The sequence below is a fragment of the Streptomyces sp. NPDC101166 genome, assembly GCF_044768125.1.
Taxonomy (GTDB): domain Bacteria; phylum Actinomycetota; class Actinomycetes; order Streptomycetales; family Streptomycetaceae; genus Streptomyces.
In genome coordinates, this window is sequence record NZ_JBIWPF010000001.1 from 276,891 (window position 1) to 301,114 (window position 24,224).

Sequence of the window (24,224 nt, forward strand, 5' to 3'; positions counted from 1 at the left end):
CCGACGAAACCTCTCGCGTTATGGCCCCGCGTTCTTTCACCCCATCGGACGGCACCGCCGCCGGAGTAATAGCAAGGGTGAAGAAATGAAGATCGGGCGGGGATGCGGGGGCCGGCGGGAAGTGCCCGCCGTGCTCCGCTGCCGCTCCGGAGGCGGGTGCTCCGTGGCCCGCCTATCGTGGGCGACGACGCCGTCCCGGTCCGCTGTGGGGCGTCCCTGGAGGCACTGATGCTGGCCAAGCTGTCGAGGGGGACCGCACGGCGGCGCGGCGCGCTCGCCGCGGCCGCGGCGCTGGCCCTGCTGGGCGCGGGACTGCCGGCGGCCGTCGCCACCGCGAACAGCGACCCGGCTCCGGGGATGGCCCGGTTCTACGGGCAGAAGGTCGACTGGGGGCAGTGCGGGATCGAACAGTGGCCCGACGATCTGCAGTGCGGCAAGGTGACCGTCCCCCTGGACTACGCCCACCCCGGGTCGGGCAGCCTGGACCTGGCGCTCGCCCGGTACCGGGCGACGGGCGACCGGCGCGGCTCGGTGCTGCTGAACTTCGGCGGGCCCGGCGGCCCCGGCGTTCCCCAGCTCGCAGTCGGCGGCAAGGAGTTCATGGAGCTCACCGACCGCTACGACGTGGTGACCTTCGATCCGCGCGGCGTCGGCCGGTCCTCACCGGTCAGTTGCGGCGACGGCGAGAGCAACGCGTTCACCGCCCTGGACGACGAACCGGCGAACCTGCGCGACCCGCGCGCCATACTGGATCTGCTGAAGCGGGCCGCCGCCAAGTGCGCCGAGCACTCCGGGCCCGTTCTGCCGCACATCGGCACGGTCGACGCGGCCCGCGACCTGGACGTCATGCGTCAGGCGCTCGGCGACGACAAGCTCAACTACCTCGGCTTCTCCTACGGCACCCGGCTCGGCGCGGTCTACGCGGCCCAGTTCCCCCACCGGGTGGGCCGGCTGGTCCTGGACGGCGTGGACACGCTGACCGAGCCGCTCGCCGAGCAGGGCATCGCCGGCGCCCGGGGGCAGCAGACGGCGCTGGAGGACTTCGTCGACTGGTGCGCGAAGGACATCGCGTGCCCGTTCGGGCAGGATCCGCGCAAGGGCCGGGAGCTGGTCGAGAAGCTGGTGCGCTCACTGGACGAGGACCCGGTGCCGACGGACTTCGGCGAGCCCTTCACCGGACAGGACCTCGTCGGCGCCATCGGTCAGGGGCTGTACAGCAGCAAACTGTGGCCGTCGCTGGAGCGGGCGCTGGCCCAGCTCGTCGAGAGCGGCGACACCAGCGGTGTGATGGCGTTCGCGACGGGCGGCCTGGCCCTCCCGGTCAAGGGCGCGCCCGACAGGACCGCGCCCGGGGACGACGACCCGGACGGGGGGCTCGTCGACCCCGACGACGTGCCCCTCGACAACCTCCCGGCGGCGCTGATGGCCGTCAACTGCGCGGACGACCCCGACCGTCCCTCCGCTCAGCAGGTCACCGCCGACGTGAAGCGGTTGCGCGCCGCCTACGAGCAGGCGTCGCCGGTCTTCGGGCAGTACCGCCTCACCCAGGTCCTGCTGTGCTACGGCCGCCCCAAGGGGACGGACTACATCCGCGACGACGTCAAGGACCTGGACACGGCGAAGATGCTGCTGGTCGGCACGCGCGGGGACCCGGCGACGCCGTACCGCTGGACGGTGGAGACCGCGCGACGGCTCGGCCCGGCTGCCGTGGTGCTGGACAATCGCAGCGACGGTCACACCGGCTACGGCTCGTCGAAATGCGTGCACCGCAAGATCGACGACTTCCTGCTCTTCGGCACCCTGCCGCCGAACGGCAGCTCCTGCGGGGAGGACGAGGAGGGCGACTGAGGGCCCCGGCGACGGCCGTCGCGGTGGGTCCGGATGCTTTCGCCTGACCGATCACCCAGCTCCGTTAGCATGTTCGAACCTGTCAGGAACTCACGCATCGGCCACACGCACATTGAAAAACACAGCAGGGCGGGTGTTCTCGCACATGAAGAACGGCATCGGGTTCGCCGCACGGCGGCCGAGGGCGATGCTGTGGGCCACGGCCGGCGCGGTGGCCGTCGCGTTCCTCGTCGCGCTGGAGATCACCGCGCGTCACTACGGCCTGCCGGGGCCGATCACCACACAGGCTCAGGAAGTGGTGTTCGCGCCCAAGTCGGGATTCCTGCTGTACGCCGGCATGGCGTTGACGATGGCGGTGCTCACCTGGCGGCAGCGGATCATCGCGTTCGGCGCCGCCGTCGGCATCGACATCGTCTTCGCGCTGACGCGGTGGGCGCTCGGCATCGAGGTCACCTCCGGCAACCCCTTCGGCAACGGCGCGCTGTGGGTGATCCTCGGATGCGCGGTCATGGCCGTCACCCGCCGTACCGGTCCGGATCGCGTGCTGCTGCTGAAGGGCGTGGGGCTGGGTCTGCTGCTGGTGGCCGGCCGCAAGACCGGCGACACCTGGCTGCTCATCACGTCGAAGACGCGCCCGACGGTGCTCGACCAGTACGTGGTCACCGCCGACCACGCGCTGGGCGACCCGTCGTGGCTCGCCGGCCGGCTCGTCAGGGCCACCGCCCCGGTGGGCCCCCATCTGCTCGACTGGGTCTACGCCCAGCTAGCGGTGGCCGCGGTCGTCGTCGCGCTGTACCAGTTGCGCCGGGTGGCGGCCGAGCGCCGCTTCCCGCGCCACCACCTGGTGCGCACCTTCCTGGTGATCGGGCTGCTCGGGCCGGCCGTCTACATGGTCTTCCCGGTGGTCGGTCCGGTCTTCGCCTACGGCACGGGCGCCTTCGGCACCGGCGGCGGGCACTGGGCGTGGGCGGACATCTGGCCGGACACGCCGCCACCGATCGGCGTCCCCCGGCCGATGCCGTACGACGACGTCACCCCGCGCAACTGCATGCCCAGTCTGCACACCGCGTGGGCCACCACGATCTTCCTGCACTCCCGCAAGGGGCCGCGCGCCCTGCGTTTCGCGGGCGTCTTCTGGCTCGCCGCCACGCTCGGGGCGACGCTGGGGTTCGGCTATCACTACGGCGCGGACCTCATCGCCGGCGTGGTGTTCGCGCTCACCGTCGAGGCGGGGCTGCGCACCTTCGACCGCGGCTGGGACCGCTCGGGTATCCGGTTCGTCGCCCACGGGGCGGCCGTGTTCGTCGCGCTGCTGGCGTCCTACCGCTGGCTGCCGCTGGAGATGGCCGACCACCCGTGGGTGTTCGGCCCGCTCCTCCTCCTGGCGACGGCCTCGGTCGTGTACGGCTACGCCCGCACCACCAGGCTGTGGGACGCGCGGGACGCCGCGGCGCCGCGGCCGCAGGCGCCTCCCGCGCCGGACGGCGCCGCTCCGGGGGTTCCGGCGCAGACGCGGAGCGAGGCGTCCGAGATCGTCCTGTGAGCCGCCGTCCGCGTCGTCCCGCGGGCCCCGTGCGCTGCGGGGCGGCTGGGCCGCTTCAGCGGGCGGCGGTCACGAACGCGTCGATCGCGGCGGTCAGCTCGGCGGGCTTCTCCACCGGCAGTTCATGGCCGGCGTCGAGGACGCGGACCGTGGCGTCCGGGTAGGCCTTGGCCATGCGCAGCATCTGCCGCACCGGCAGCTGGACGTCGTGGTAGCCGTGGATCATCAGGGTCGGGGTGCTGATCTCCCCGGCCCGGTCCAGGAGGTCGAAGGCGCGCATCGCGCCGTACAGCGTCATGACCACCTCGCGCGGGGTGTCCGCGGAGGACTTCACATAGGCGCGGATCTCGTCGCGGGGGTAGCCGGGCGCGAAGGCGCGCTGGATGTTGGCGGCGACGAACAGCTTGAAGGGCACGAGGGTGGAGACGGCCATGAGCAGTCCTCTGCCTCTGCTGTAGACCATCCGGCCGATGGAGTTCACCAGCACCATCCGCTCGACCCGCTCCGGGTGGGCGAGGGCGATCGTCTGCGAGATCATCCCGCCCATCGAGTGGCCGACGAGGACGAACCGCTCGATCCCGAGGTGGTCGAGGAGGGCGAGGACGTCCTCCGCCAGCTCGTCCACGGTCTTCACGCCCGCCCCGCTGCTCTCGCCGTGCCCGCGCAGGTCGAGCCGGATCACCCTGCGCCGCTCGGAGAAGTGCGTCACCTGGTGGTCCCAGCGGTGCCGGTTCGCCGTCCAGCCGTGCACGAAGACCAAGGGCGCCGCGTCGCCGTCGCGCGGGCCCTCGTCGTCGTACGTCAGTGCTGCGCCGGCGACTTCGAGCTGCGGCATGGTGCCCTCCTGCGATGCGGTGCGGTGCCCTCTGGTTACTGACGCGTACCGTAACCGGCCGCCGGGGTCGGCGTCACCGGCGTTCGCCGAGGAAGTCGAGGATGTGGCCGAAGACGTCGAGTGCGGCGCCCCGGCCGATGAACGTGTCGAGGTGGCCGTAGCCCGGGATCTCGGTGTAGCGCACGTCGAGCTGGGGCTGGCGGCGGGCCAGGACGTCGTGGCAGAGCCTCTGGGAGTCGAGCCAGAGGCCGTTCTCGCTGCCGGCGAGCAGCAGCACGGGCGTGTCGATGCGGGCGGCCGCGTCGAGCGCGTTGGGCGGCAGGGCCCGGTAGCGGTGGTCGGTGTCGTGCCAGCGGACCACGGTACGGGCCAGCTCGATCCGGCGCAGATGGGGCAGGATCCACAGCGGGGCCGGTCCGAGCAGGTCGGCGAGCCGGTCGTGGGTGGCGTCGGCGAGGTTCTCGTGGACGAAGAGGGAGGCGCCGGTGCCCCAGGCCGAGTGGTGCAGGATCTGGCAGGTGGGGTCGGGGCAGTCCGCCTTGCGGGCGGCCAGGGCGAACAGGGGGGTGTAGCGGGAGCGGAGGCCGACCTTGCGGAAGTCGACGGGGATGTGGTCGATCCGCGTCTTCAGCAGTTCCCCGGCGATCGTCATGCGCAGGGAGGTGCGGCCCGCCAGCTTCGGCGTGAGGAAGACGCCCTGGGAGACGACGCCCGCGAGGCCGGGGACGAGGCCGGCGGTCAGGGAGAGCGACAGGGTCAGGGAGCCGATGCAGTGGGCGACCGCGAACAGGGGGCGGTCGCCGATGCGTCCGCGGATGTGGTCGACGGCGGCGGGGATGTCGTACAGGGCCACGTCGTCGTAGGTGTAGCGCCGGCCGGTCTCGTTGTAGGGCAGGCGGCAGCTGCCGCGCCAGTCCAGCAGCCAGGGTTCGTAGCCGTCGTCGAGGAGGGCGTCGACGAGGTTGCGGGTCTCGGGGAGCAGGAACATGTCGGAGGACGCGGTGTGACCGTGCAGCAGGAGCACGGCGGGCCGGTCCGTGTCGCCGTCGCCGATGCGGGTGAGGCCGAGGCGGACGCCGTCGGGCGCGTGGAACGGGATCTCCTCGACACGGGCCGCGTCGAGGCGGTGGCGCAGGGGGCGCAGGGCGGGGGTCGTCCTGACCCTGCGCAACGGCCGGCGGGGGGCTGGGGGCGTTCTGAAGATCATCGCTGGTGCTCCGTGGTGTTCGGGGTGCGGCGCAGGTCGAGCAGGTCGGCGGCGGCGCGGGCGAACGGCCCGAGCAGGCCGCGCCCCATCTCCAGACCGAACCAGGCGAGCCAGGTCAGCTTGGCGGCGCGCTTCTCCCGTGCGGTCAGGTGCGGGGCGACCTTGATGCCGTCGATCTGGTCGCGGACGTAGGAGTCGGCGGGGACGACGACCTCGCCGGTGAGCGTGGCCGGTTCGCCCTCTCGGCCCAGCTCGATGGTGAGGGCGCGGGTCTGGCGCCAGACGTCGCGGCGGGCCTGGGCGTGCTTGTGGCCCTCCAGCCACCACAGTCGGCCGTCGGCGTCACGCAACCGCAGCCGGTAGCTCAGAAGCCGGTGCCGCGTGCCGTGCCGCTGCGGGATGCCTTCCTCGGGGCGGACCCAGACGTCGCCGTGCTCGACCGTGAGCGGTTCGGGGTGGGCGGCGGGGCAGACGACCTCGCCGGCGACGTCCACACGGCGCTCCTTGACGAGTTGGTGCATGCTCGCGATGGAGAGGGTGAGGGACATCGAACAGGGCGATGGAGTGCCGTCCGCGGCCGTGCTGTCGGTGATGGCGCGCACGCTGCCCTCGGTGGTCTCCGAGAACCACAGGTAGGGCTGGTCGTCCTTGCCCGGGAGCCGGGCCAGGCCGTCGTCGGCGAGCTTCTCGAACGTCTTCAGCTGGGCGCGGGCGTCGTAGCGGGCGGCGGGCGTGAGGCCGAGGGCCTCGACGAGGGTGTCCGTGCGCTCGGCGCTCGCGGCCGGGCCGGTGAGCGTGGCCTCGCACAGCTTGAGAGCGGTGGGGCTCTGCAACACCCGGCTGAGGAAAGTCAGTTCGGGGATCGGCTCGGCCTCCAGGCGGGCCAGGGTGTCGCCGCGCCACTCGTCCCAGTCGTGGACGCGCACGTGCATGCCGCCGAAGGCCATGTCCCGTACGACGTCGTCGAGGGTGTTGGGCACGCCGGTGAGGTTGTAGTCGAAGCCCCAGGCGTCGGGTTCGCAGACGACGGCCGCGGCGACCCGGCTCACCCAGTCCACGGGGGCCACGTTGAGATTGCGGAACGCCGGTACGGTGCGGAAGCGGCCGAACGCCGAGATCAGGCCGCTGCTGAGGTCCAGCGGGTTGTGGGCGCCGGTCCTGGTGTGGCCGCCGATGCCGCCGGGGCGCAGGGCGGACACGACCAGGCCGTGGTCGCGGGCGCGGCGCAGGGCGACCTCGGCGGCCCACTTGGACTGGTCGTAGCCCGCCACGAGGTTGTCGACGTGGGCGAGGGGGTCGTCCTCGCCCATGGAGGTGATGCCGACCTCGTTGAACACGGCGATCGAGGAGATGTGGTGCAGCGGCTTCGGACGTCCGGCGGCGGCGAGTTCGGCCAGGGTGAGGGCGCCCAGCACGTTGCTCGTCCGCAGCGACTGGTAGCCGCGCAGGAAGTCGACCGCCGCCGCCACGCCGACGACGCCGTCCAGTTCGTGGGAGAGGGTGTGCCACAGCTCCTCGGACAGGCCGAGACGGGGGCGGCGGATGTCGCCGGGCAGGACGGTGACCCGGCGGCGGACCTCGGCGTTCCACGGCAGCAGGTAGCCGCGCAACTGCTCGGCCAGGCGCGCGGTCGCCGCCTCCTCGTCTGCGCCCCTGACGAGGCAGTAGACGTGCGCGTCGCTGTGCCGCAGCAGGTCCAGCAGCAGGTGCCCGCCGAGGAAGCCGGTCGCGCCGGTGAGCAGGATCCGGCGGGGCGGCAGGGGCTCGGGCGAGCCGACGAAGGGGAGACGGTCGGCGAGGGCGAGATCGGCCAGGATCTGGTCGAGGTCCTCGGGGCGGGCGGCGTGGCCGGAGCGGGGGGCGGGGGGCGTCGGACGACGTGGGGACGTGACGGGGGCGGGGACGGGGGCGGCCTGCGGGGTGGGGGCGGGCGGCTGTGGTGGGACGGCGGCCGCGGGCAGTTCGTGGTCGGGGTTCGCCCGCAGCCAGCGCCGGGCCAGGCTGAGGGGGCGGGCGTCGGCGAACACGTCGTCGAGGTCCAGCTCCACGCCGAGGTCGCGCTCCAGCTCCGCCGCGAGTTCGACGGCGTGCACGGAGCTGCCGCCCGCGTCGAAGAAGTCGGCGTCCGGGGCGAGGCGGCCCTCGGGCAGATAGCGGCCGGCCGCGGCGGCGATGGCGTCGGCGAGGGCGTGGACGTCGGGGGCGGGCTTGGACGGGGCGGGCGTGGCGGGGGCACCCGGGGTGGGTGTGGCCGGGGCGGCTATGGCTTGGGCGGCCGGGGCCGGAGCGGCCGGAGCGGGTCTGGCTGGGGCGGCCGGAGCGGGTCTGGCTGGGGCGGCCGGGGCCGGAGCGGGCGTGGCCGGAGCGGCCGGGGCGCGCAGGGCGGGGGCGTCCAGAGCGGCCGAGGCGGGCTTGGCCGGGGCGGCCGGGACAGAGGCGTCCGGGGCGGGGGCGTCCGGAGCGACCGGGGCGGTCGACTTCGGCTGTCGTTCCTCCCCAGCCGGTTCCTGGGACGGCATGACCAGGGCCAGCAGTTCGGAGACACCGAGGCCGCTCCCGCCCCGCTCGATGGCCTCGGCGGTCGCCCGCTGTCCGGCGTTCGTCGCCGCGTCCTCGTTCATGTCACGCATCGGAGCCCTTCACGGTGTGCACGGTCCTTCCTCGTCCGCGCCGCGCAGCGGCGGCGCGGGGTCCTCACTGTTCCCAGGATCGGAACGCCCTCAGGTGTTCCGGTGCGACCACGGCCTCCAGCCGTTCGTCGTCCGGCCGGCCGCCCCCGAGGGCGGCCACGATCCGGCGGGCGGGAGCGTTGCGCGCGGTGCGTTCCGCCGTCAACCGGACCTTCACGCAACCCAGTTCGTCGGCTCGGTCGGCGAGCCAGCCCAACAGCCGTTCCTCGACGCCCCGTCCGAGGGCGCGGCAGCTCATCAGCCAGGCCAGCACGTCGAGTCGGTCGCCCTCGGCGCGCACGGCGAGCAGTCCGATCTGCCCGTAGTCGCCGAAACGGTCGCGGGCGGCGGCCGTCCACACCTCACCGCGCTGCCGCCACCGTTCGAGGTCGCCGCCGTCGGACGACCGGGCGCGCAGGGTGAACTGGTTGGTGCGGTGCACGAGCTGGTCGGCCCGCCGTACGTCGTCCTCGCCCAGGGCGCGCACGTCGACCTCGAGTTCCAGTCCGCCGAGGAACTCCGCGAAGCCGGCCTGTTCGCGGGCGGCGTCCCGTCGCCGCTCCTGGTCGTAGAAGCGGGCCCGCAGCCCGTCCTCGGCCGTGGCCGCGGCGGGCACGAGCGGCCACAGCCGGTTCACGAAGCTCTCCAGCCGGTCCCGTGGCGGCACGGTCACCGACAGCACCTCGGGCAGCGCCGCGCGCATCTTGCCGATCTCGGCCGGGTTGTCGTCCAGGAACAGGAAGCTGTCCACGCCGAGGCCGAGGGAGCGGGCAGCCTCCGCCAGACGGGTCGGCTTGGGGCCCCAGGCGGCGGAGAGCACACTGAAGTGGTCGGCCTCGAGCAGGCTGTCGGGCCGGTCCAGGACGGCGCGGACGGTCTCCTCGTCGTTGTTGCTGACCAGCGCGAGCAGCGCCCCCGCCTCGCGCCAGGCGAGCAGACGGCGGGCGAACAGGGCGCGCGGCCCGGACAGGTCGACGGCCTCGGGGCCGATCTCCCCGGCGACCCCGCTCCACAGCGTCTCGTCGCCGTCGACGGCGATCACCTTCGGCGCGGGCCGCAGCGCCGCCCGGACCGTCTCCGCGAGGGTCAGGGCGACCGCCGCCTGGAAGGGCGGGGTGAAGGGCAGATGAGCCAGGCGCTCGGTGCGCTCGTCGAAGCGTTCTTCGACGGTGTGGTGGCGGGTCCAGTCGTCGGGGCCGAGCACGGCGATGCCCGGCAGGCCGGTGAGTTCGTCCGCGATCCCGCGCTCCCAGCGCGCGAGGCGCTCGTCACCGCCGGCCGAGGGCGTGAAGCCGACGATCAGCGGCCTGCGGGTGCGTTCGGCCACGGCGCGCAGGGCTGCCGGGTACTGGGCGCGCAGTTCGGCGAGGAGGCCGTCGTCCACCGGGCCGAACCGCTCCAGGTCCCGGGCGCGCAGCAGCACGACGCCCGCCGCCGTCGCCGGGTCGGCGAAGACGCCCGAGGGGTCGCGCAGGGCGGCGAGCACCTGGTGGTACGGCGCTTCGGCGACCGTGAGGCCGACGGGCGCCCCGCCGCTCGCGAGGGCCGCCTCGCACATCGGCGGGAGGTGGCCGAGGGCGAAGGTGGCGGCGAGGGCGAGGGCGCGGGGCCGCTCGGCGATCGAGGACACGGTGCCGGTCCGCCTCGACGCCGACTGCGGGCCTTCGGCGGCAAGCGGTCCCACCGGCCCGGACGCGTCGTCCGCCGCCTCCCCGAGCAGCCGCAGGAACCGCTCCCCCAGCCCGGTCGCGGCCCGCGCGTCGAGGATGTCGAGGTTGTGGTCGAGCCGGACCCGGTCGGCGTCCGGGGTGAGGGTGACCATCAGGTCGAGATCGGAGTAGCCCGTCCCGGCCGGCAGCACGTCGAGGTTGTGCAGGCTGCCGCCGTGGCGGACGAAGTTGAAGTAGACCTCCACCAGCGGCGCGTTCGCCCGGTGGAGCCCCTGGCGGGCCAGGGTGGCGAGGACGTCCGAGAACATGGCGCCCTTGGCCAGCAGTCGTTGCAGCCGGCCGTCGGTGCGGCGCAGCACGTCCTCGACCGGCTCCGCTGCCCGCGCCTCGGCCGGGAAGGGCACCGGCACGCCGAAGAAGCCGACCGCGTCGAAGGCGTCGGCGTGGACACGGGTGTCCACCGGCACGGCGAGCGCGAACCGCTCCCTCTGCCGCTCGCGCGCCAGCAGCACGGTGAGCGTGCCGAGGCAGAAGGCGGCGGGTGTGACGGCGAGACGGCTCGCGGCTTTCGACACTCGGTCCATGAGCCCGTCGGGCAGCGCAAGGGTGACGCTTCCGGCGCGGTAGGACCGCTCGGCCGGGCGGGGCGTGGAGAGCGTCAGGTCGAGTCGTTCGACGCCCTCGAAGGCCTCGCGCCAGTCGTCGCTCACGGCGCCCTCGGCGTCCCGCTGGGAGGCGATCAGGAGGTGGACGTCCCGGTTGACGGGGTCGCCGCCGAGCGGGACGCCGGCCAGTTCGGCGTCGATCTCGCTCGTCACGAGCAGCAGGGACTGCAGGTCGCTGACGGCGTGGTGCGCGCCGAAGACCAGGGTCTGGCCCCGGTCTTTGGCGTCGAGCAGCTCGAACCGCCACAAGGAGGCGGTGGCGAGGTCGAACGGCGGCTCCAGCAACTCCCGCAGCCGCTCGCCCGGTTCGGCCTCCGAGGACACGGTCGTCCAGCGCAGCAGCGGCTGTTCGAGCTCCCGGACGACTCTCAGCTCCCGCCCCTCGGCACCGGTCACGACGGCCGTGCGCAGGGCGGCATGGCGTGCGGCGAGGCGGGTGACGATGCCGGCGAGCGTCTCGCGGTCGGTGGGCACGGTGAGGCGTACGGCGAGACCGACCGCGTGGGCGGCCTGCGGCATGCCGGGGACGGCGCTGCGCAGCAGGCGTACGACGTCACGGGTGGCGGGGTGGGTCTCGCTCTCCGGCACATCCGCCTGCGGGACGTCGCCCGCGCGGGCCCCCGGAACGGCGGCGGGGCCCGGGCCGGCGACGGTCCGGTCGGCCGCCCGGTCGGGCAGGGCGGCGGCCAGGGTTCGCGCGAGGCTCCGGACGTCGGCGGCGGCGAACATCTTCGCCGTGGGCAGTTCCACACCGAGTTCACGGGCGAAGGCGTTGCGCAGCCGCACCAGCATCAGGGAATCCAGGCCGAGTTCCTTGAGCGCGGTGGTCGCGGAGGTGTCGACGAGGCCGCCGGAGACCTCGCCGACACGGGCGCGGACGTATGCCTCGAGCCAGGTGACGCGGTCGGTGTCGGTCGTCGCGGCGAACACCTTGCGCACCAGTCCGTCCGCGTCACCGCTCGCGGTGGGGGCGGTGACCAGCCCGGCGAGGACCGGTCGGGCGCGGACCGCGTCCGGGTCCAGTTCGAGAAGAGTGAAGTCCAGTGCCATGGGGGCGAGTTGGCGGCGGGATGTGTCCAGTACGCGGTCGAACAGCTCGCCACCCTCGTGTGGAGAGAAGGCGATCAGCCCGGAGCGCCCCGTCTCGGCGGCGCGGACGTCGGACTCGGCGGCCATGCCGACGCCGGACCAGGCGCCCCAGTCGAGGCTGAGCGCCCGCCGTCCGGTGTGCGAGAGGTGGTGGGCCCAGGCGTCGAGGAACGCGTTCGCCGCCGAGTAGGGGCTCTGGCCGGGTGATCCGAGCAGCCCGGCCGCCGACGCGAACAGGATCAAGTTCTGGGCTTCTGGGACGAGTCGGGTGAGCAGTGCGGTGCCCAGCACCTTCGGTGCGAGGACGCGCAGGACCCGCTCGTCGGTCAGGTTCGCGAGCGTCGCGTCGTCGAGGACGCCGGCCGCGTGCACGATGCCCACGACAGGTCCGGCTTCACGTCGTACGGCGTCCACGGCTGCCGTCAGTCCGGTGCGGTCGGCCACGTCGGCGTGGGCGAGGTGCACGGTGACGCCGCGCTCTTCCAGGCCGCGGATCCAGTCCTCAGCCTCCGGGGCGGGGGCGCCCCGGCTCATCAGGGCGAGGCGGCGGACGCCGCGCCGGACCAGCCGCTCGGCGACGACACGGCCGAGGCCGCCCAGGCCGCCCGTGATCAGATGGACGCCGTCGGGGGCGAGGCCGGGGCCGCCGCTGTCGGGGCGGGTGCGGGCCAGGCGGGGCACGAGTCGGCCCGGCTCCCGCAGTGCGACCAGGCGTTCGTCGTCGGCGTGCCGCAGCTGGATCCACAGGGCGTCGGCTCCGCCGGTGGGCGGCAGGTCGACGAGGGTGGTCGACAGCTCGGGGTGCTCCTGCGCGACCGCGAGGCCGAAGCCCCAGGCGAGCGCCTGCTGCGGGTGGGTGACCTGTTCGCTGTCCCCGGCGGCCTGGCTGCCTCGGATCACGACGAACAGGCGCGGGGCGCGGCCGCGCGGGTGGTCGGTGAGCGCGCGCACAAGGTGCAGCGTGCTCAGGCAGCACCGCCGGGCCGCCTCCTCGGCGCTCGGCGCGTCGGCGACGGCCGGGGCGTCGAGCGCGCCGAGCTGGACGACGTGGGCCGGCGGGGCCTCGGGGAAGGCCTCGTCGAGCAGACGGGCGAGGTGGGCCGGGTCGGCGGGGTCGAGGACGTAGCGCCCGGGGCCTTCGACGCCGAACTCGGCGCCCCTGCGGGCGAGAACGTAGGGCACGGAGGACGCGGCCAGGCGGGAGGCGAGATCCGCGGCGACGCCCATCCCGTCGGTCACGGTCTCGCCGTTGCCGGTGGCACCGGTTCCGGCCGCGTCGGCTCCCGTCCCGTCGGCCAGCAGCAGCCAGCCGCCCTCGGCGGGCGTGGCCTGGGCGGCCGGCCGGGGCTGCCAGCGGGTCTCGAAGAGGGCGCCGTCCAGCGGGGAGAGAGCGGCGAGGCGGAAGTCGGTGATCTCCAGGAGGAGTTCTTCGTCGGCGTCCCACAGTCGCAGGTCGACGGTGGCGGTGTCGCCCGTCGCCGACCGCAGTTCGCAGCTCGTCCAGACGGGTGCGCCACGGCGTCCGGTGGCGCGGACGCGGCCGAAGCCGGCGGGGACGAACGCCCGCCCCTCGGGAGCGTTCGCGGGCAGGGCGGCGGTATGGAAGGCGGCGTCCAGAACGGCGGGATGGAGGAGATGACCGGCCGCGGGACGCTCGGCGAGGCGGCCGACGGCAGCGGCGGGACCGCGGTGAGCCGATTCCAGGTTGCGGAAGGCGCTCCCGTAGTGGATGCCGAGAGTGCCCAACCGGGCGTAGAGGTCGTCGAGTCGGACGCTGTCCGGGCAGGCGGCGCGCGTCTCGTCCAGACGCGGCGCGGGCACGACCTCGGTGCCTGCACCTGTGCCTGTGCCTGTGCCTGTGCCGGGGACGATCCGGCCGGTGACGTGGATCTCCCAGCGGCGTCCGTCGACGCCCGCCGAGGAGACCGTGAACTCCCGTGTTCCGTTCTCCTCTTGTGGCCGCAGGACGAGCTGCAAGCGCACGGGATTGTCGTCGTCGAGGCGCAGCGGTCGGACGAACCCCACGTCGGCCAGGCGCACTTCGTCGCCGTCGCCCACCGACGCGGCCGCTTCCACGGCCATGTCGAGGAAGGCGGCGGCGGGCAGCCAGACCTCGCCGCCGACCTTGTGGTCGGTGAGGTAGGCGAAGCGGCTGTCGCGTGGATCGAGTTCGGTCTGGAAGAAGTGCCGGCCCGGTTCGTCGCCGGCCTCGATGTGCGTGCCGAGCAGCGGGGAACCGCCGGACGGGGTCGCCGGGGCGGGGGCGATCCAGTGGCGTTCGCGGGTGAAGGCGTAGGTGGGCGCGTCGAGTCTGCGGCCGTGGGGGAACAGCGCCGGCCAGTGGGGGGTGTGCCCGGCGGTGTAGAGCTCGCCGACCCGGCGCAACAGGACCGCGCGGCCGTCCTGCCGGCGGCGCAGTGAGCCGACGGCGACCGCGTCGACGCCGGCTTCCGCGGCGACGGCCTCGACGGCGGCGGTGAGGGACGGGTGCGGGCTGAGCTCGACGAAGCAGCGGTAGCCGTCGTCGAGCATGCGCCGCACGGTGTCCGCGAAGCGGACGGGCCTACGGAGGTTGTCGTACCAGTAGGCGGCGTCGAGGCTGTCGCCGGGCACGGGTTCGGAGAGGACCGCCGAGTACAGCGGGGTGTCCGCCGGGGCGCCCCGGACGGCGGAGAAGCGGTCGAGGAGTTCGTCGCGCAGCGGTTCCATGAGCGGGCTGTGCGAGGCGAACGGGGTCGACAGCCGGCGGACGGCGACGTCCCGCTCCACGAGCAGCCGGTCCAGCTCGGCCAGGGCGTCGGCCTCGCCGGAGACGGCGGTGGAGCGGCCGCTGTTGACGGCGCCGACGAACAGCCGTCCCGCGAACGGGGCGAGCAGCTCCTCCACTTCCCTGTGCGGCAGGTCCACCGCGGCCATGCCGCCGTGTCCGACGTGGGGGACGACGGCCTGGGCGCGTCCGGTCACCACCGTCACGGCCTCGTCGAGGGTGAGGGCGCCGGCGTGGTAAGCGGCGGACACCTCGCCGAGGCTGTGACCCACCACGGCGTCCGGGGTGACGCCGAGCGCGCGCCAGGCGGCGGCCAGCGCCGCGTTGACCGCGAACAGCGCGGGCTGGAGGTATTCGGTGCGCTCCAGCGGGGAGAACTCCTCGGGGGCGCGCAGCACGTTGAGCACCGACCAGCCGACGTGCCGCTGCACGGCCGCGTCGATCCGGTCCATCTCCTCCCGGAACGCCCGCGATTCGGCGTACGACTCCAGCCCCATGCCCGCCCATTGGCCGCCGTGGCCGGGGAAGACGAAGGCGACCTTTCCCGGCCCTTCCACACGGGGCGCGGCCAGTGGGGCCCGGCCGGACGCCAACGCGTCCAGCGCGGTGCGGAGTTCGTCCCGATCTCCGGCGACGACGGCCGCCCGCCGCTCGAAGTGGCTGCGGTGCCTGGCGAGGGTGTGGGCGAGATCGGGCAGCGGGGTGTCCTCGGTGAGGTACGCGGTGAGCCGCGCGGCCTGCGCCCGGACCGCTGTCTCACCGTGCCCGGACAGCACGAACAGCCGTCCCGGGGAACGGGATCCGGGTTCGGCGTCGGCGTCGGGGGCGAGGCCGGGATCGGCCGGGGGGCGGGCCTCGACGGGGGGCGCCTCCTCCACGATCACATGGGCGTTGGTCCCGCTGATTCCGAAGGCGCTCACACCGGCCCGCCGGACCCGCTCCGCCGTCGCCGGCCAGGGCCGGGCCTCGCTGAGGAGCCGCAGTCCGCTGTCCTCCCAGTCGACATGGCGGCTCGGGGTGTCGGCGTGGAGGGTGGCCGGAAGGGCCTGGCGGCGCAGTGCCTGCACCACCTTGATCAGCCCGGCGACGCCCGAAGCGGCCTGGGTGTGGCCGATGTTGGACTTCAGGGAGCCCAGGTGGAGCGGGCGGTCCGCGGGTCGGCCGGCGCGGAAGACCTGGGAGAGGGCGCCCGCCTCGATCGGGTCGCCGAGGGTGGTGCCGGTGCCGTGGGCCTCGACGAGGTCGATGTCGGCGGGCGTGAGCCCGGACAGCTCCAGGGCGCGGCGGATCACCTGTTCCTGGGCGGGGCCGTTCGGCGCGGACAGGCCCTGGCTGCGGCCGTCCTGGTTGACGGCGGTGCCGCGCAGCACAGCGAGCACCTCGTCGTCGTCGCGCCGCGCGTCGCTCAGCCGCTTCAGGACGAGCATGCCCGCGCCCTCGGCCCAGATCGCTCCGTCGGCGTCGTCGGAGAAGGACCGGCACCGCCCGGTCGGGGACAGTCCGCGCAGCCGGCTGAACTCCACGAAGGTCTGCGGTGTCACCATCAGGGTGACGCCGCCCGCGAGCGCCAGATCGCACTCCCCCGACCTGAGGGCCTGGGCCGCGAGATGGGTGGCGACCAGGGAGGAGGAGCAGGCGGTGTCGACGGTGAGAGCGGGGCCGTGCAGGCCGAGCGCGTAGGCGAGCCGGCCGGAGGCCACGCTGAGGGCGGAGCCGGTGCCCACGTATCCGTCGAGCTGGTCGAGGCGGGTGCCGGCCAGGTAGTCGCTGCCGAACATGCCGACGTACACCCCGGTGGTGCTGCCGGCGAGGGCGGCGGGCACGATGCCTGCGCGTTCCAGGGCCTCCCACGCGATCTCCAGCAGCAGCCGCTGCTGGGGGTCCATGGCGGCGGCCTCCTTCGGGGTGATGCCGAAGAAGCCGGCGTCGAAGGAGCCGATGTCGTCCAGGAAGCCGCCGTCGCGGGCGTAGGACTTGCCGGGGGCGTCCGGGTCCGCGTCGTAGAGGGACTCCACGTCCCAGCGGTCGGCGGGGAAGGGGCCGACGGCGTCCCGGCCCTCCGCCACGAGCCGCCACAGACCGTCCGGGTCGTCGACGCCGCCGGGGAGCCGGCAGGCCATCGCCACGACGGCGATCGGCTCGTCGGCCGACGGCCCGGCGGTCCCGGCCGCTGCCGTCGTGGCCGCTCGCGTGTCGGCGCTCTCGGGGTGTCGGCCGTCGAGGGCGTCCTCGATCAGGTGGCGGGTCAGGCGGTCCGGGGTGGGGTGGTCGAACAGCAGGGTTGCGGGGAGCTTGACGGCCAGCCGGGCGCCGATGCGGTTGCGCAGCTCGACCGCCGTCACGGAGTCCATGCCGAGGTCGCGCAGCGGCCGGTCCGGCGGCACGGCCTGCGCCGAGCGCAGGCCGAGGGCGCGGGAGGCCTCCTCGCGGACCAGGGCGAGGACGCGGTCGGCTCGCTCGGGCTCGGGCAGCGCGGCCAGCCGGTCGGCGAGGCGGGCGTCGCGGCCGGTGGTGCGGGGCGCGGGCAGCAGCGAGCGCCACAGTGCGGTCCCGCCGCCGGCGGCGACCGTCTCGCGCAGCCGCGGCAGGTCGAAGGCGCTGGCGACCAGGTGCGGTGCGCCGCGCCGCAGGGAGACTTCGACCAGGTCGCGGCCCTGGTCGGGGGTGAGGGCGCGGTGGCCGAGGCGGGCCATGCGGTCCAGGTCCGCGTGTTCGGCGGCGAGTCCCTCACCGGCCCAGGCTCCGAAGGAGACGGATGTGCCGGGCAGCCCTTGGGCGCGCCGGTGGTGGGCGAGCTGGTCGAGGAAGACGTTGGCGGCGGCGTAGTTCGCCTGACCGGCGGCGCCGAGCACCCCCGCGGCGGAGGACACCAGCAGGAACGTCTCCAACGGGAGCCCGGCCGTGAGCCGGTGCAGATGTGCGGCGCCGTCGGCCTTCGGCCGCAGCACCCGTGCGAGCCGCTCAGGGGTCAGCTCGGCGATCACACCGTCGTCCAGGACGCCCGCGCAGTGCACGACTCCGCGCAGCGAGGTCCCGACGTCGGTGAGGACGGCGGCCAGCGCTTGGGCGTCGGCCACATCGCAGGCGACCACGTCCGCTGTCGCGCCCAGGGCGGCGAGTTCGGCGATAGTCGAGGCGGAACGCGGGTCCGATGGGCCCTGACGTGACGTCAAGACCATTCTTGGCACGCCGCGTTCGGCCAGCAGACGAGCGATGTGCCGGCCGACGGCGCCGAGGCCGCCGGTGATCAGGACCGTCCCGTCGACGGGCAGGGCGCCTCGGTCGGCGGCGCGGGCGCGGATCAGTCGTGGCGCCAGGAACTCGGTCCCTCGACAGGCGAGTTCGGGCTCCTCCGGGAGAGCGACGGCGGCTCGGAGGGCCTCCACCCCGCCGTCGGGGTCGAGGTCGATGTCGAGCAACGTGAGCCCGAGGCCCGGGTGTTCGGCCCGGGCGCTGCGCGCCAGTCCCCACAGCACCGACTGTGCGAGGCCGGGCACGGCGTCCGACTCGCCGGTCGCGACCGCCCCCCGCGTCACCCACACCGTCCGGGCGGGCGCCCGCTCGGGCGGGAGAGCGAGGAGGGCCTGGATCTCGGCCAGGGCGGCAGCGGCCAGCTCCCGGGCAGCGACTTCCGGTCGGGTACCGGCCCCGGGCGACGGCCAGAACCGTACGGCGATGTCCGCGCCGGTGTCGACCACTCGCAGCCCGGCTGCCTCCAGCGCTCGTGCGGCGCCGGGTTCGCCCGCGACGGTCCAGGCGGCGTCCGCCGGGCTCGGGGACTTCGCGGGCTCGACGGCCGTCCACGCCACCTCGTACAGGTGGCGCGCGTTCTCCGAGCCGGCGCCGAGGTCCGCCGGGGTCACCGCGCGCAGCCGTACGTCCTCCAGCCGGCCGGCCGGGAAGCCGTCGGCGTCCCACAGGGTGACGTCGAGGGTGAGGTCGGTGTCCGTCCCGCCGGTGCGGCGCACGACCGCGGTCAGGTCGGCGGCTCCGCCGGGCGGCAGGGAGCAGCGGCCCACCGCGACGGGCAACAGCACCCGGTCGTCGCGGGCGTCGAGTGCGGCGGCGGCGTGGAGGGCGGCGTCCAGCAGCGCCGGGTGGACGGGGTAGGGGTCGCTCACGTCGCGGGCTGCGGAGGGCAGGGAGAGCCGGGCGAGCAGGCGTCCCTCCCCGGTCCGCGTCGCCTCCCTTACGCCCCGGAAGACGGGGCCGTAGCCGAGGCCGATGCCGGTGAGGCGTTCGTAGGCGTCCGGGGTCCAGGCTTGTGCCGCGTCCTCGGGCCAGGCCGGGGGCCGGTCCTCCGTCTCCGGGGCCGGGTCGGCGCCGGACGCGGTGGCGTGCAGGGTCCACCCGGCGGACTCCTGACCGCGGGGGCGGCTGTGCACGGTGACCTCCGGCGCGGGGCCGTCGGCGGTCACCTCCACGGACACCTCGACGGTGCCGGAGGCGGGCAGGACGAAGGGGGCGAGGAGGAGCAGGCCGGTGACGTCGCCGGAGCCGTCGGGGCGGGCCTCGGCGAGCGCGGCGCGGCACAGTTCGAGCAGGGTCGTGCCCGAGACGACGGTGCGCCCGAAGACGGTGTGGTCGGGCAGCCAGTCGGCGGTGGCCGGGGACCACTCACCCCGGAAGGTCCAGCGGGTCTCGTCCGCGGACCGGAGCCGGATGCCGAGCAGCGGGTGGTCGGCACGGTCGAGGAGCCCGGCGGGGCCGGCGGCGCCCTCGGGTTCGGTCCAGTGCCGCTCGGTGTCCCAGGCGTAGGTGGGCAGTCGGACGGGTCGCGCCTCAGGGAGGACACGGCGCCAGGCGATGTCCCGGCCGTGGACGTGGAGTTCGGCCGCGGCGCGGTCCAGGCAGGCGGGACCGTCCGCGTCGCGGCGCAGTGAGCCGACGGCGAGCAGGTCGTGGCCGGTCTCCTCGCCCACGGTGCGCAGGGCCGTCGACAGTGAGGGGTGCGGGCTCAGTTCGACGAAGCAGCGGTAGCCGTCGGCCGCCATGCGTGCGACGGTGGGCGCGAAGCGGACGGGCTCGCGCAGGTTGGCGTACCAGTAGTCCGCTTCCAGCTCGTCGGCGACGGGCTCGCCGGTCACCGTGGAGTACCAGGCGACGGACGTCGGGAGGGCGGTCACGCCGTCGAGTTCGTCGATGATGTCGGTGCGGACCGCTTCGACCTGGGCGCTGTGGGAGGCGTAGTCGACGTCGAGGCGGCGGACGAACACCTGCGCGCGGTCGAGTTCGTCGAGGAGCGCTTCGAGTGGCGCCACCTCGCCCGCGATCACGGTGGAGCGGCCGCTGTTGACGGCGGCGACGGACACCCGCCCGTCGAGGTCCGCGAGCCGGGCCTCGACCTCGGTGTGCGGGAGGGCGACGACGGCCATGGCGCCGGTGCCGGACAGGGCGGTCAGGGCCTGTGAGCGCAGGGCGACCACGGCGGCCGCGTCGTTGAGACTGAGGGCCCCGGCGACGCAGGCCGCGGCGACCTCGCCCTGGCTGTGTCCGATGACCGCGTCCGGTCTGACGCCCCGGGCCCGCCACACGGCGGCGAGGGACACCATCACGGCGAACAGGACCGGCTGGACGACGTCCACGCGGTCCAGGGACGGGGCGCCGGCGTCGCCGCGCAGCACGGCGGTGACGGACCACTCGGTGAAGGGGCGCAACGCGCCGTCGCAGCGGTCGAGTTCGTCGGCGAACACGGGGTCGCGGGTGAGCAGGTCGCGGGCCATTCCGGTCCACTGGGAGCCCTGGCCGGGGAAGACGAAGGCAATTCTGCCGGGCGGGAGGCTGCGCCGCGGGCCCGCGGCGCGCTCCGGGTCGGGTCGACCGTCGGCCAACTCGTCCAGGGCCGTGAGGAGTTCGCGGTGGCCGACCGCCTGGAGGACGGCGCGGTGCTCGAAGTGCGTGCGGTGGTGGGCGAGGGTCGCGGCGACGGCGGTCAGGGGCGTGCCGGGTTGCTCGCGCAGGGCGTCGGCCAGCCGGCGGGCCTGGCGGTGCAGGGCTGGGAGGCTGCGGGCGGAGAGCGGGAAGAGGAGGGTTGCCGGGGAATCGGGGGACTTCGCTCGCGCGGGCCGGTCGTCCTGCGGCGCTTCCTCCAGCACCACGTGGGCGTTCGTCCCGCTGATCCCGAAGGCGCTCACGCCGGCCCGCCGCACCCGGTGCGCGCTGCGCGGCCATGGCACGGCGTCGGTGGTCAGGCGCAGCCCGCTGCCCTCCCAGGCGATGTGCTCGGTGGGTGTGCCCGCGTGCAGGGAGGCGGGCATGCGTTCATGGGTGAGGGCGAGCACCGTCTTGATGATCCCGGCGATGCCCGCCGCGGCCTGGGTGTGCCCGAGGTTGGACTTGAGCGAGCCGACGCCCAGGGGCCGGTCGGCGGGGCGGCCGGGCCCGAAGACGGCGGCGAGCGCGCCGCCCTCGATCGGGTCGCCGAGCCGGGTGCCGGTGCCGTGGGCCTCGACGTGGTCGATGTCCTGCGGGCGCAGCCCGGCCGCGTCCAAGGCGGCCCGCACCACCCGTTCCTGGGCGGGCCCGTTGGGGGCGCTGAGCCCCTGGCTGCGGCCGTCCTGATTGAGGGCCGTGCCCTTGACGACGGCGAGGATCCGGTCGCCGTCCCGGCGCGCGTCGGCGAGCCGCTTGAGCAGCACCAGCCCGCAGCCCTCGGCCCACACCACGCCGTCCGCGCCGGCGGAGAAGGGACTGCACCGGCCGGACGGCGAGAGTCCGCGCAGCCGGCTGAACTCGACGTGGGCGCGCGGGGTCACCAGCAGGGTCGCACCCCCCGCCAGGGCGAGGTCGCACTCCCCCGCCGCGAGGGCCCGCGCCGCGAGATGCAGGGCGACCAGGGAGGAGGAGCAGGCGGTGTCCACGGTGACCGCGGGCCCCTGCAGGCCGAGCGTGTAGGCGATGCGTCCGGAGGCCACGCTCGCGGCGGAGCCGGTGCCGACGTGCCCGTCGAGCTGTCCGAGAGAGGCCGCGGAGAGGTATCCGCTGTCGTAGAGGCCGATGTAGACGCCCGTCGAGCTGCCGTCGAGGGCGTCGGGGACGATGCCGGCGCGTTCGAGGGCTTCCCAGGCTGTCTCAAGCAGGAGGCGCTGCTGCGGGTCCATCGCGGCGGCCTCGCGCGGGGAGACGCCGAAGAAGGGGGCGTCGAAGCGGTCGATGCCGTCGAGGTAGCCGCCGCGCAGGGTGTAGGCCTTGCCGGTGGCCTCCGGGTCGGGGTCGAGGAGATCGCGGGTGTTCCAACGGCCGATGGGCGCTTCGGAGATGACGTCCTGGGCGGTGTCGAGGAGCCGCCACAGCGCCTCGGGGTCGTCGGCTCCGCCGGGGAGCCGGCAGGCCATGGAGACGATGGCGATGTCGTCGCCCGTCGCGGCGGGCGACGGCTGCGCGGTCGCGTCCCTCGCGTCCTTCGCGTCCTTCGCGTCCTTCGCGCCCGAGACGGCGGGCCGTACGGGCCGTTCCTCGAAGAGGGCGTCGGCGAGTTCCGCGATCGTGGGGTGGTTGAAGACGAGGGAGGGGTCCAGGGTGCGGCCGGTCCGCTCGGCGAGGTCCGCTCCCAGCGCGACCAGCTGTCTGGATCCCAGTCCGAGTTCGGCGATCGGGCGGTGTGCGCCGACGCCCGCCGGATCGAGACCGGCGACCTCGGCCACGGCGGCCGTCAGCCAGGCGCGCACGCCCTCGGCGGTCGACACGTCCACGGCCGGCATCGCGCCTTCGGCGCTCGTCGGAAGCGGCTCGGGGGTCTCGGGCTGGGACGGGTTCGCAGGCATCGGGAAGGGAGTCCTCGGGAAAGGGGTGCGCGGCGGGAGCCGTACGCCGTGAAGGGCGCGGGCCGGGGCAAGGGGCGGACCGCGAAGGCCGGGTGGGCGCCGCCGGTACGGACGAGCGGTCCGGCGGCGGCCGTCGTCATCCGGTGGTGGGTGCGCCGATCAAGGAGAGCGCGCCGTCCAGGTAGGCCGTGCGGGTGGCGCGGCGCTGGATCTTGCCGCTGGAGGTCTTGGGGATCGTGCCGGGGTGGACCAGGACGACGTCGCGCAGGGACAGCCCGTGGGCGTCCGCGATGGCGCCCCGGACCTGGTCGACGATCTTCTCGGCCTCGCCGGCCGCGTCGGGGTCCACCTCGGCGACCAGGACGGCGAGTTCACCGTCGACGCCGCTGTCCACGCAGAAGGCGGCGGTGCAGCCGGGCCGCAGGGCGGGGTGGGACGTCTCGGCGGAGAGTTCCAGGTCCTGCGGGTAGTGGTTGCGGCCGTCGATGACCATCAGGTCCTTCCTGCGGCCGGTGACGAAGAGTTCGCCGTCGCGCAGGAACCCGAGGTCGCCGGTGCGCAGGAAGCGCCCCTCGTGCCCGGGAAGGGCGGCACGGAAGTGCTCGCGGGTGGCGAGGGCGTTGCGCCAGTACCCCTTGGCGACGCTGGCGCCCCGCACCCAGATCTCGCCGACCTCGCCCTCGGGCAGTTCCCGCGGCCCGTCGGGGTCGGTGACGACGACGGTGAGGCCCGGTCCGGGCCGGCCGCAGCCGACGGCGGAGGCGTCGGTGTCGCCGTCGGCCGGCTCCAGCAGGACGGGGGGCGCCGCCACCGTGCCGCCGGTGACCATGACGGTGGCCTCGGCCAGGCCGTAACAGGGGTAGAAGGCCTCGCGGCGGAAGCCTGCCGGGCCGAAGGTCTCGGTGAACCTGCGCAGGGTGGCGGCCCGGACCGGTTCGGCGCCGTTGAAGGCCACCTTCCAGGAACCGAGGTCGAGTTCGTCGACGAGTTCGGGGGTGGCGTGCCGAAGGCACAGTTCGTAGGCGAAGTTGGGGGCGCCGCTGGTGTGCGGGCGGTAGCGGCTGACGGCTCTGAGCCAGCGGTCTGGGCGCTGGAGGAAGTGCAGCGGGGAGAAGAGGGTCGCGGTGACACCGAGGTGAACGGTGTTGAGGACGGGGCCGATGAGGCCCATGTCGTGGTAGACCGGCAGCCAGCTGACGAACAGTTCGTGGCCGTACTCCTCGATCACGTCCGGGGTGTGACCCATGCGTTCGGCGATGACCCGCTCGTTGTCGAGCAGGTTGCCGTGGGTGATCACCACGCCGCGGGGAGCGGAGGTGGAGCCGGAGGTGTACTGGAGGAAGGCGACGGAGTCGGCGGTGAGGTCGGGGGCGCGCCAGGACGCGGCCGCCTCGTCGGGTATGTCCTCGGTGGCCACGCGGGTGATGCCGTCGAGTTCGGGCAGGTGCTCGGTCATCGCGGCGAGTGCGTCCATCACCTCGCGGCCGCCGAGGATGACCTTGGCGTCGGCGTCGGCGATCAGGCGCTTGGTCCGGGTCAGGGCCCGGTGGTTGCGGGACCGGCCCAGCGGGGGCACGCCCGGCACGGCGACCACCCCGGCGGCGAGGCAGCCGAGGTATCCGCTGATGAAGTCCAGGCCCGGCGGGTAGAGCAGCATCGCGCGGGAACCGGCGAGTCCGCGGTCCTGGAGCCAGGCGGCGACGGCCTGTGAGCGGGTGGCGAGGCGGGCGTAGGAGATCTCCTGGACCTCTCCGTCCGGGTCACCGGTGAGGAGATAGCGGTAGGCGGTCCGGTCGGGCTGGTGCGTGGCGTGCGTGGTCAGCAGATCGACCAGGGAACGAACCATGTTGACGAATCTCACCTGTCTGAATGTGTGGCGAGGGGCGTGGAGTTCGGGATGCGGGCGCCGCACCCTGCTCACACGCGTGACCTCGATCCGCCCCCGTCGCCGGACCGTTGCCCTCCCCCCGCCAGGCCTGCTACTGGCGAGTAACACCTTAACAAGCCGTCACGTGCGGAATGTCGAACGCGTGTAAACCCTGTGTATCCAAACACAGTTGGCCGCACACGTGCACGAACGACTCCGCTCCGGCACCATATGGAAGCTGGAACCTTGAAGCATCTTCCCGACGCCCGCGGACCCCCGCGCGCCCGTCACCGGCGGCCGC

General features: G+C 74.4%; 7 protein-coding genes. 2 read left to right on the plus strand and 5 right to left on the minus strand.

What is annotated here, in order from left to right; translation table 11 throughout:
• Positions 1 to 228 precede the first annotated feature (228 nt).
• Both ACIRS4_RS01300 and ACIRS4_RS01305 read left to right on the plus strand, forming a co-directional pair.
• Entirely contained in the window at positions 229 to 1,848 is a 1,620-nt protein-coding gene (locus ACIRS4_RS01300; RefSeq protein ID WP_404189736.1) for an alpha/beta fold hydrolase, read from the plus strand.
• A gap of 145 nt (positions 1,849 to 1,993) precedes the next feature.
• Positions 1,994 to 3,391, plus strand: a complete 1,398-nt coding sequence (locus ACIRS4_RS01305; RefSeq protein WP_404188233.1) for a phosphatase PAP2 family protein — start codon at positions 1,994 to 1,996, stop codon at positions 3,389 to 3,391.
• Positions 3,392 to 3,446: 55 nt separating this feature from the next.
• Here the strand turns inward: ACIRS4_RS01305 and ACIRS4_RS01310 are convergent, their stop codons facing one another.
• The 5 genes from ACIRS4_RS01310 to ACIRS4_RS01330 all read right to left on the minus strand — a co-directional run bounded on the left by ACIRS4_RS01310 (position 3,447) and on the right by ACIRS4_RS01330 (position 23,902).
• On the minus strand, positions 3,447 to 4,226 hold the full coding sequence (locus tag ACIRS4_RS01310) for an alpha/beta fold hydrolase (RefSeq protein WP_404188236.1): 780 nt from the start codon (positions 4,224 to 4,226) through the stop codon (positions 3,447 to 3,449).
• Positions 4,227 to 4,299: 73 nt separating this feature from the next.
• Positions 4,300 to 5,433, minus strand: coding sequence for an alpha/beta hydrolase (locus ACIRS4_RS01315; RefSeq protein WP_404188238.1), 1,134 nt, complete (start codon positions 5,431 to 5,433; stop codon positions 4,300 to 4,302).
• Complete coding sequence (locus ACIRS4_RS01320) at positions 5,430 to 8,054, minus strand: thioester reductase domain-containing protein (protein ID WP_404188240.1); 2,625 nt, start codon at positions 8,052 to 8,054, stop codon at positions 5,430 to 5,432. Before ACIRS4_RS01320 ends, ACIRS4_RS01315 begins: the two co-directional genes overlap by 4 nt.
• Positions 8,055 to 8,127: 73 nt before the next feature.
• The gene (locus tag ACIRS4_RS01325; protein WP_404188242.1) at positions 8,128 to 22,056 is read right to left on the minus strand and encodes an SDR family NAD(P)-dependent oxidoreductase; all 13,929 of its coding nucleotides are present in this window, start codon (positions 22,054 to 22,056) and stop codon (positions 8,128 to 8,130) included.
• A 136-nt stretch (positions 22,057 to 22,192) separates the two neighbouring features.
• The gene (locus ACIRS4_RS01330; protein WP_404188245.1) at positions 22,193 to 23,902 is read right to left on the minus strand and encodes a fatty acyl-AMP ligase; all 1,710 of its coding nucleotides are present in this window, start codon (positions 23,900 to 23,902) and stop codon (positions 22,193 to 22,195) included.
• Positions 23,903 to 24,224 lie beyond the last annotated feature (322 nt).

What these genes read in the sequence shown, in the direction of transcription:
- ACIRS4_RS01300 (WP_404189736.1), top strand. Translation starts at nt 229, where the DNA reads ATGCTGGCCAAGCTGTCGAGGGGGACCGCACGGCGGCGCGGCGCGCTC.
- ACIRS4_RS01305 (WP_404188233.1), top strand. Translation starts at nt 1,994, where the DNA reads ATGAAGAACGGCATCGGGTTCGCCGCACGGCGGCCGAGGGCGATGCTG.
- ACIRS4_RS01310 (WP_404188236.1), bottom strand. Translation starts at nt 4,226, where the DNA reads ATGCCGCAGCTCGAAGTCGCCGGCGCAGCACTGACGTACGACGACGAG.
- ACIRS4_RS01315 (WP_404188238.1), bottom strand. Translation starts at nt 5,433, where the DNA reads ATGATCTTCAGAACGCCCCCAGCCCCCCGCCGGCCGTTGCGCAGGGTC.
- ACIRS4_RS01320 (WP_404188240.1), bottom strand. Translation starts at nt 8,054, where the DNA reads ATGAACGAGGACGCGGCGACGAACGCCGGACAGCGGGCGACCGCCGAG.
- ACIRS4_RS01325 (WP_404188242.1), bottom strand. Translation starts at nt 22,056, where the DNA reads ATGCCTGCGAACCCGTCCCAGCCCGAGACCCCCGAGCCGCTTCCGACG.
- ACIRS4_RS01330 (WP_404188245.1), bottom strand. Translation starts at nt 23,902, where the DNA reads ATGGTTCGTTCCCTGGTCGATCTGCTGACCACGCACGCCACGCACCAG.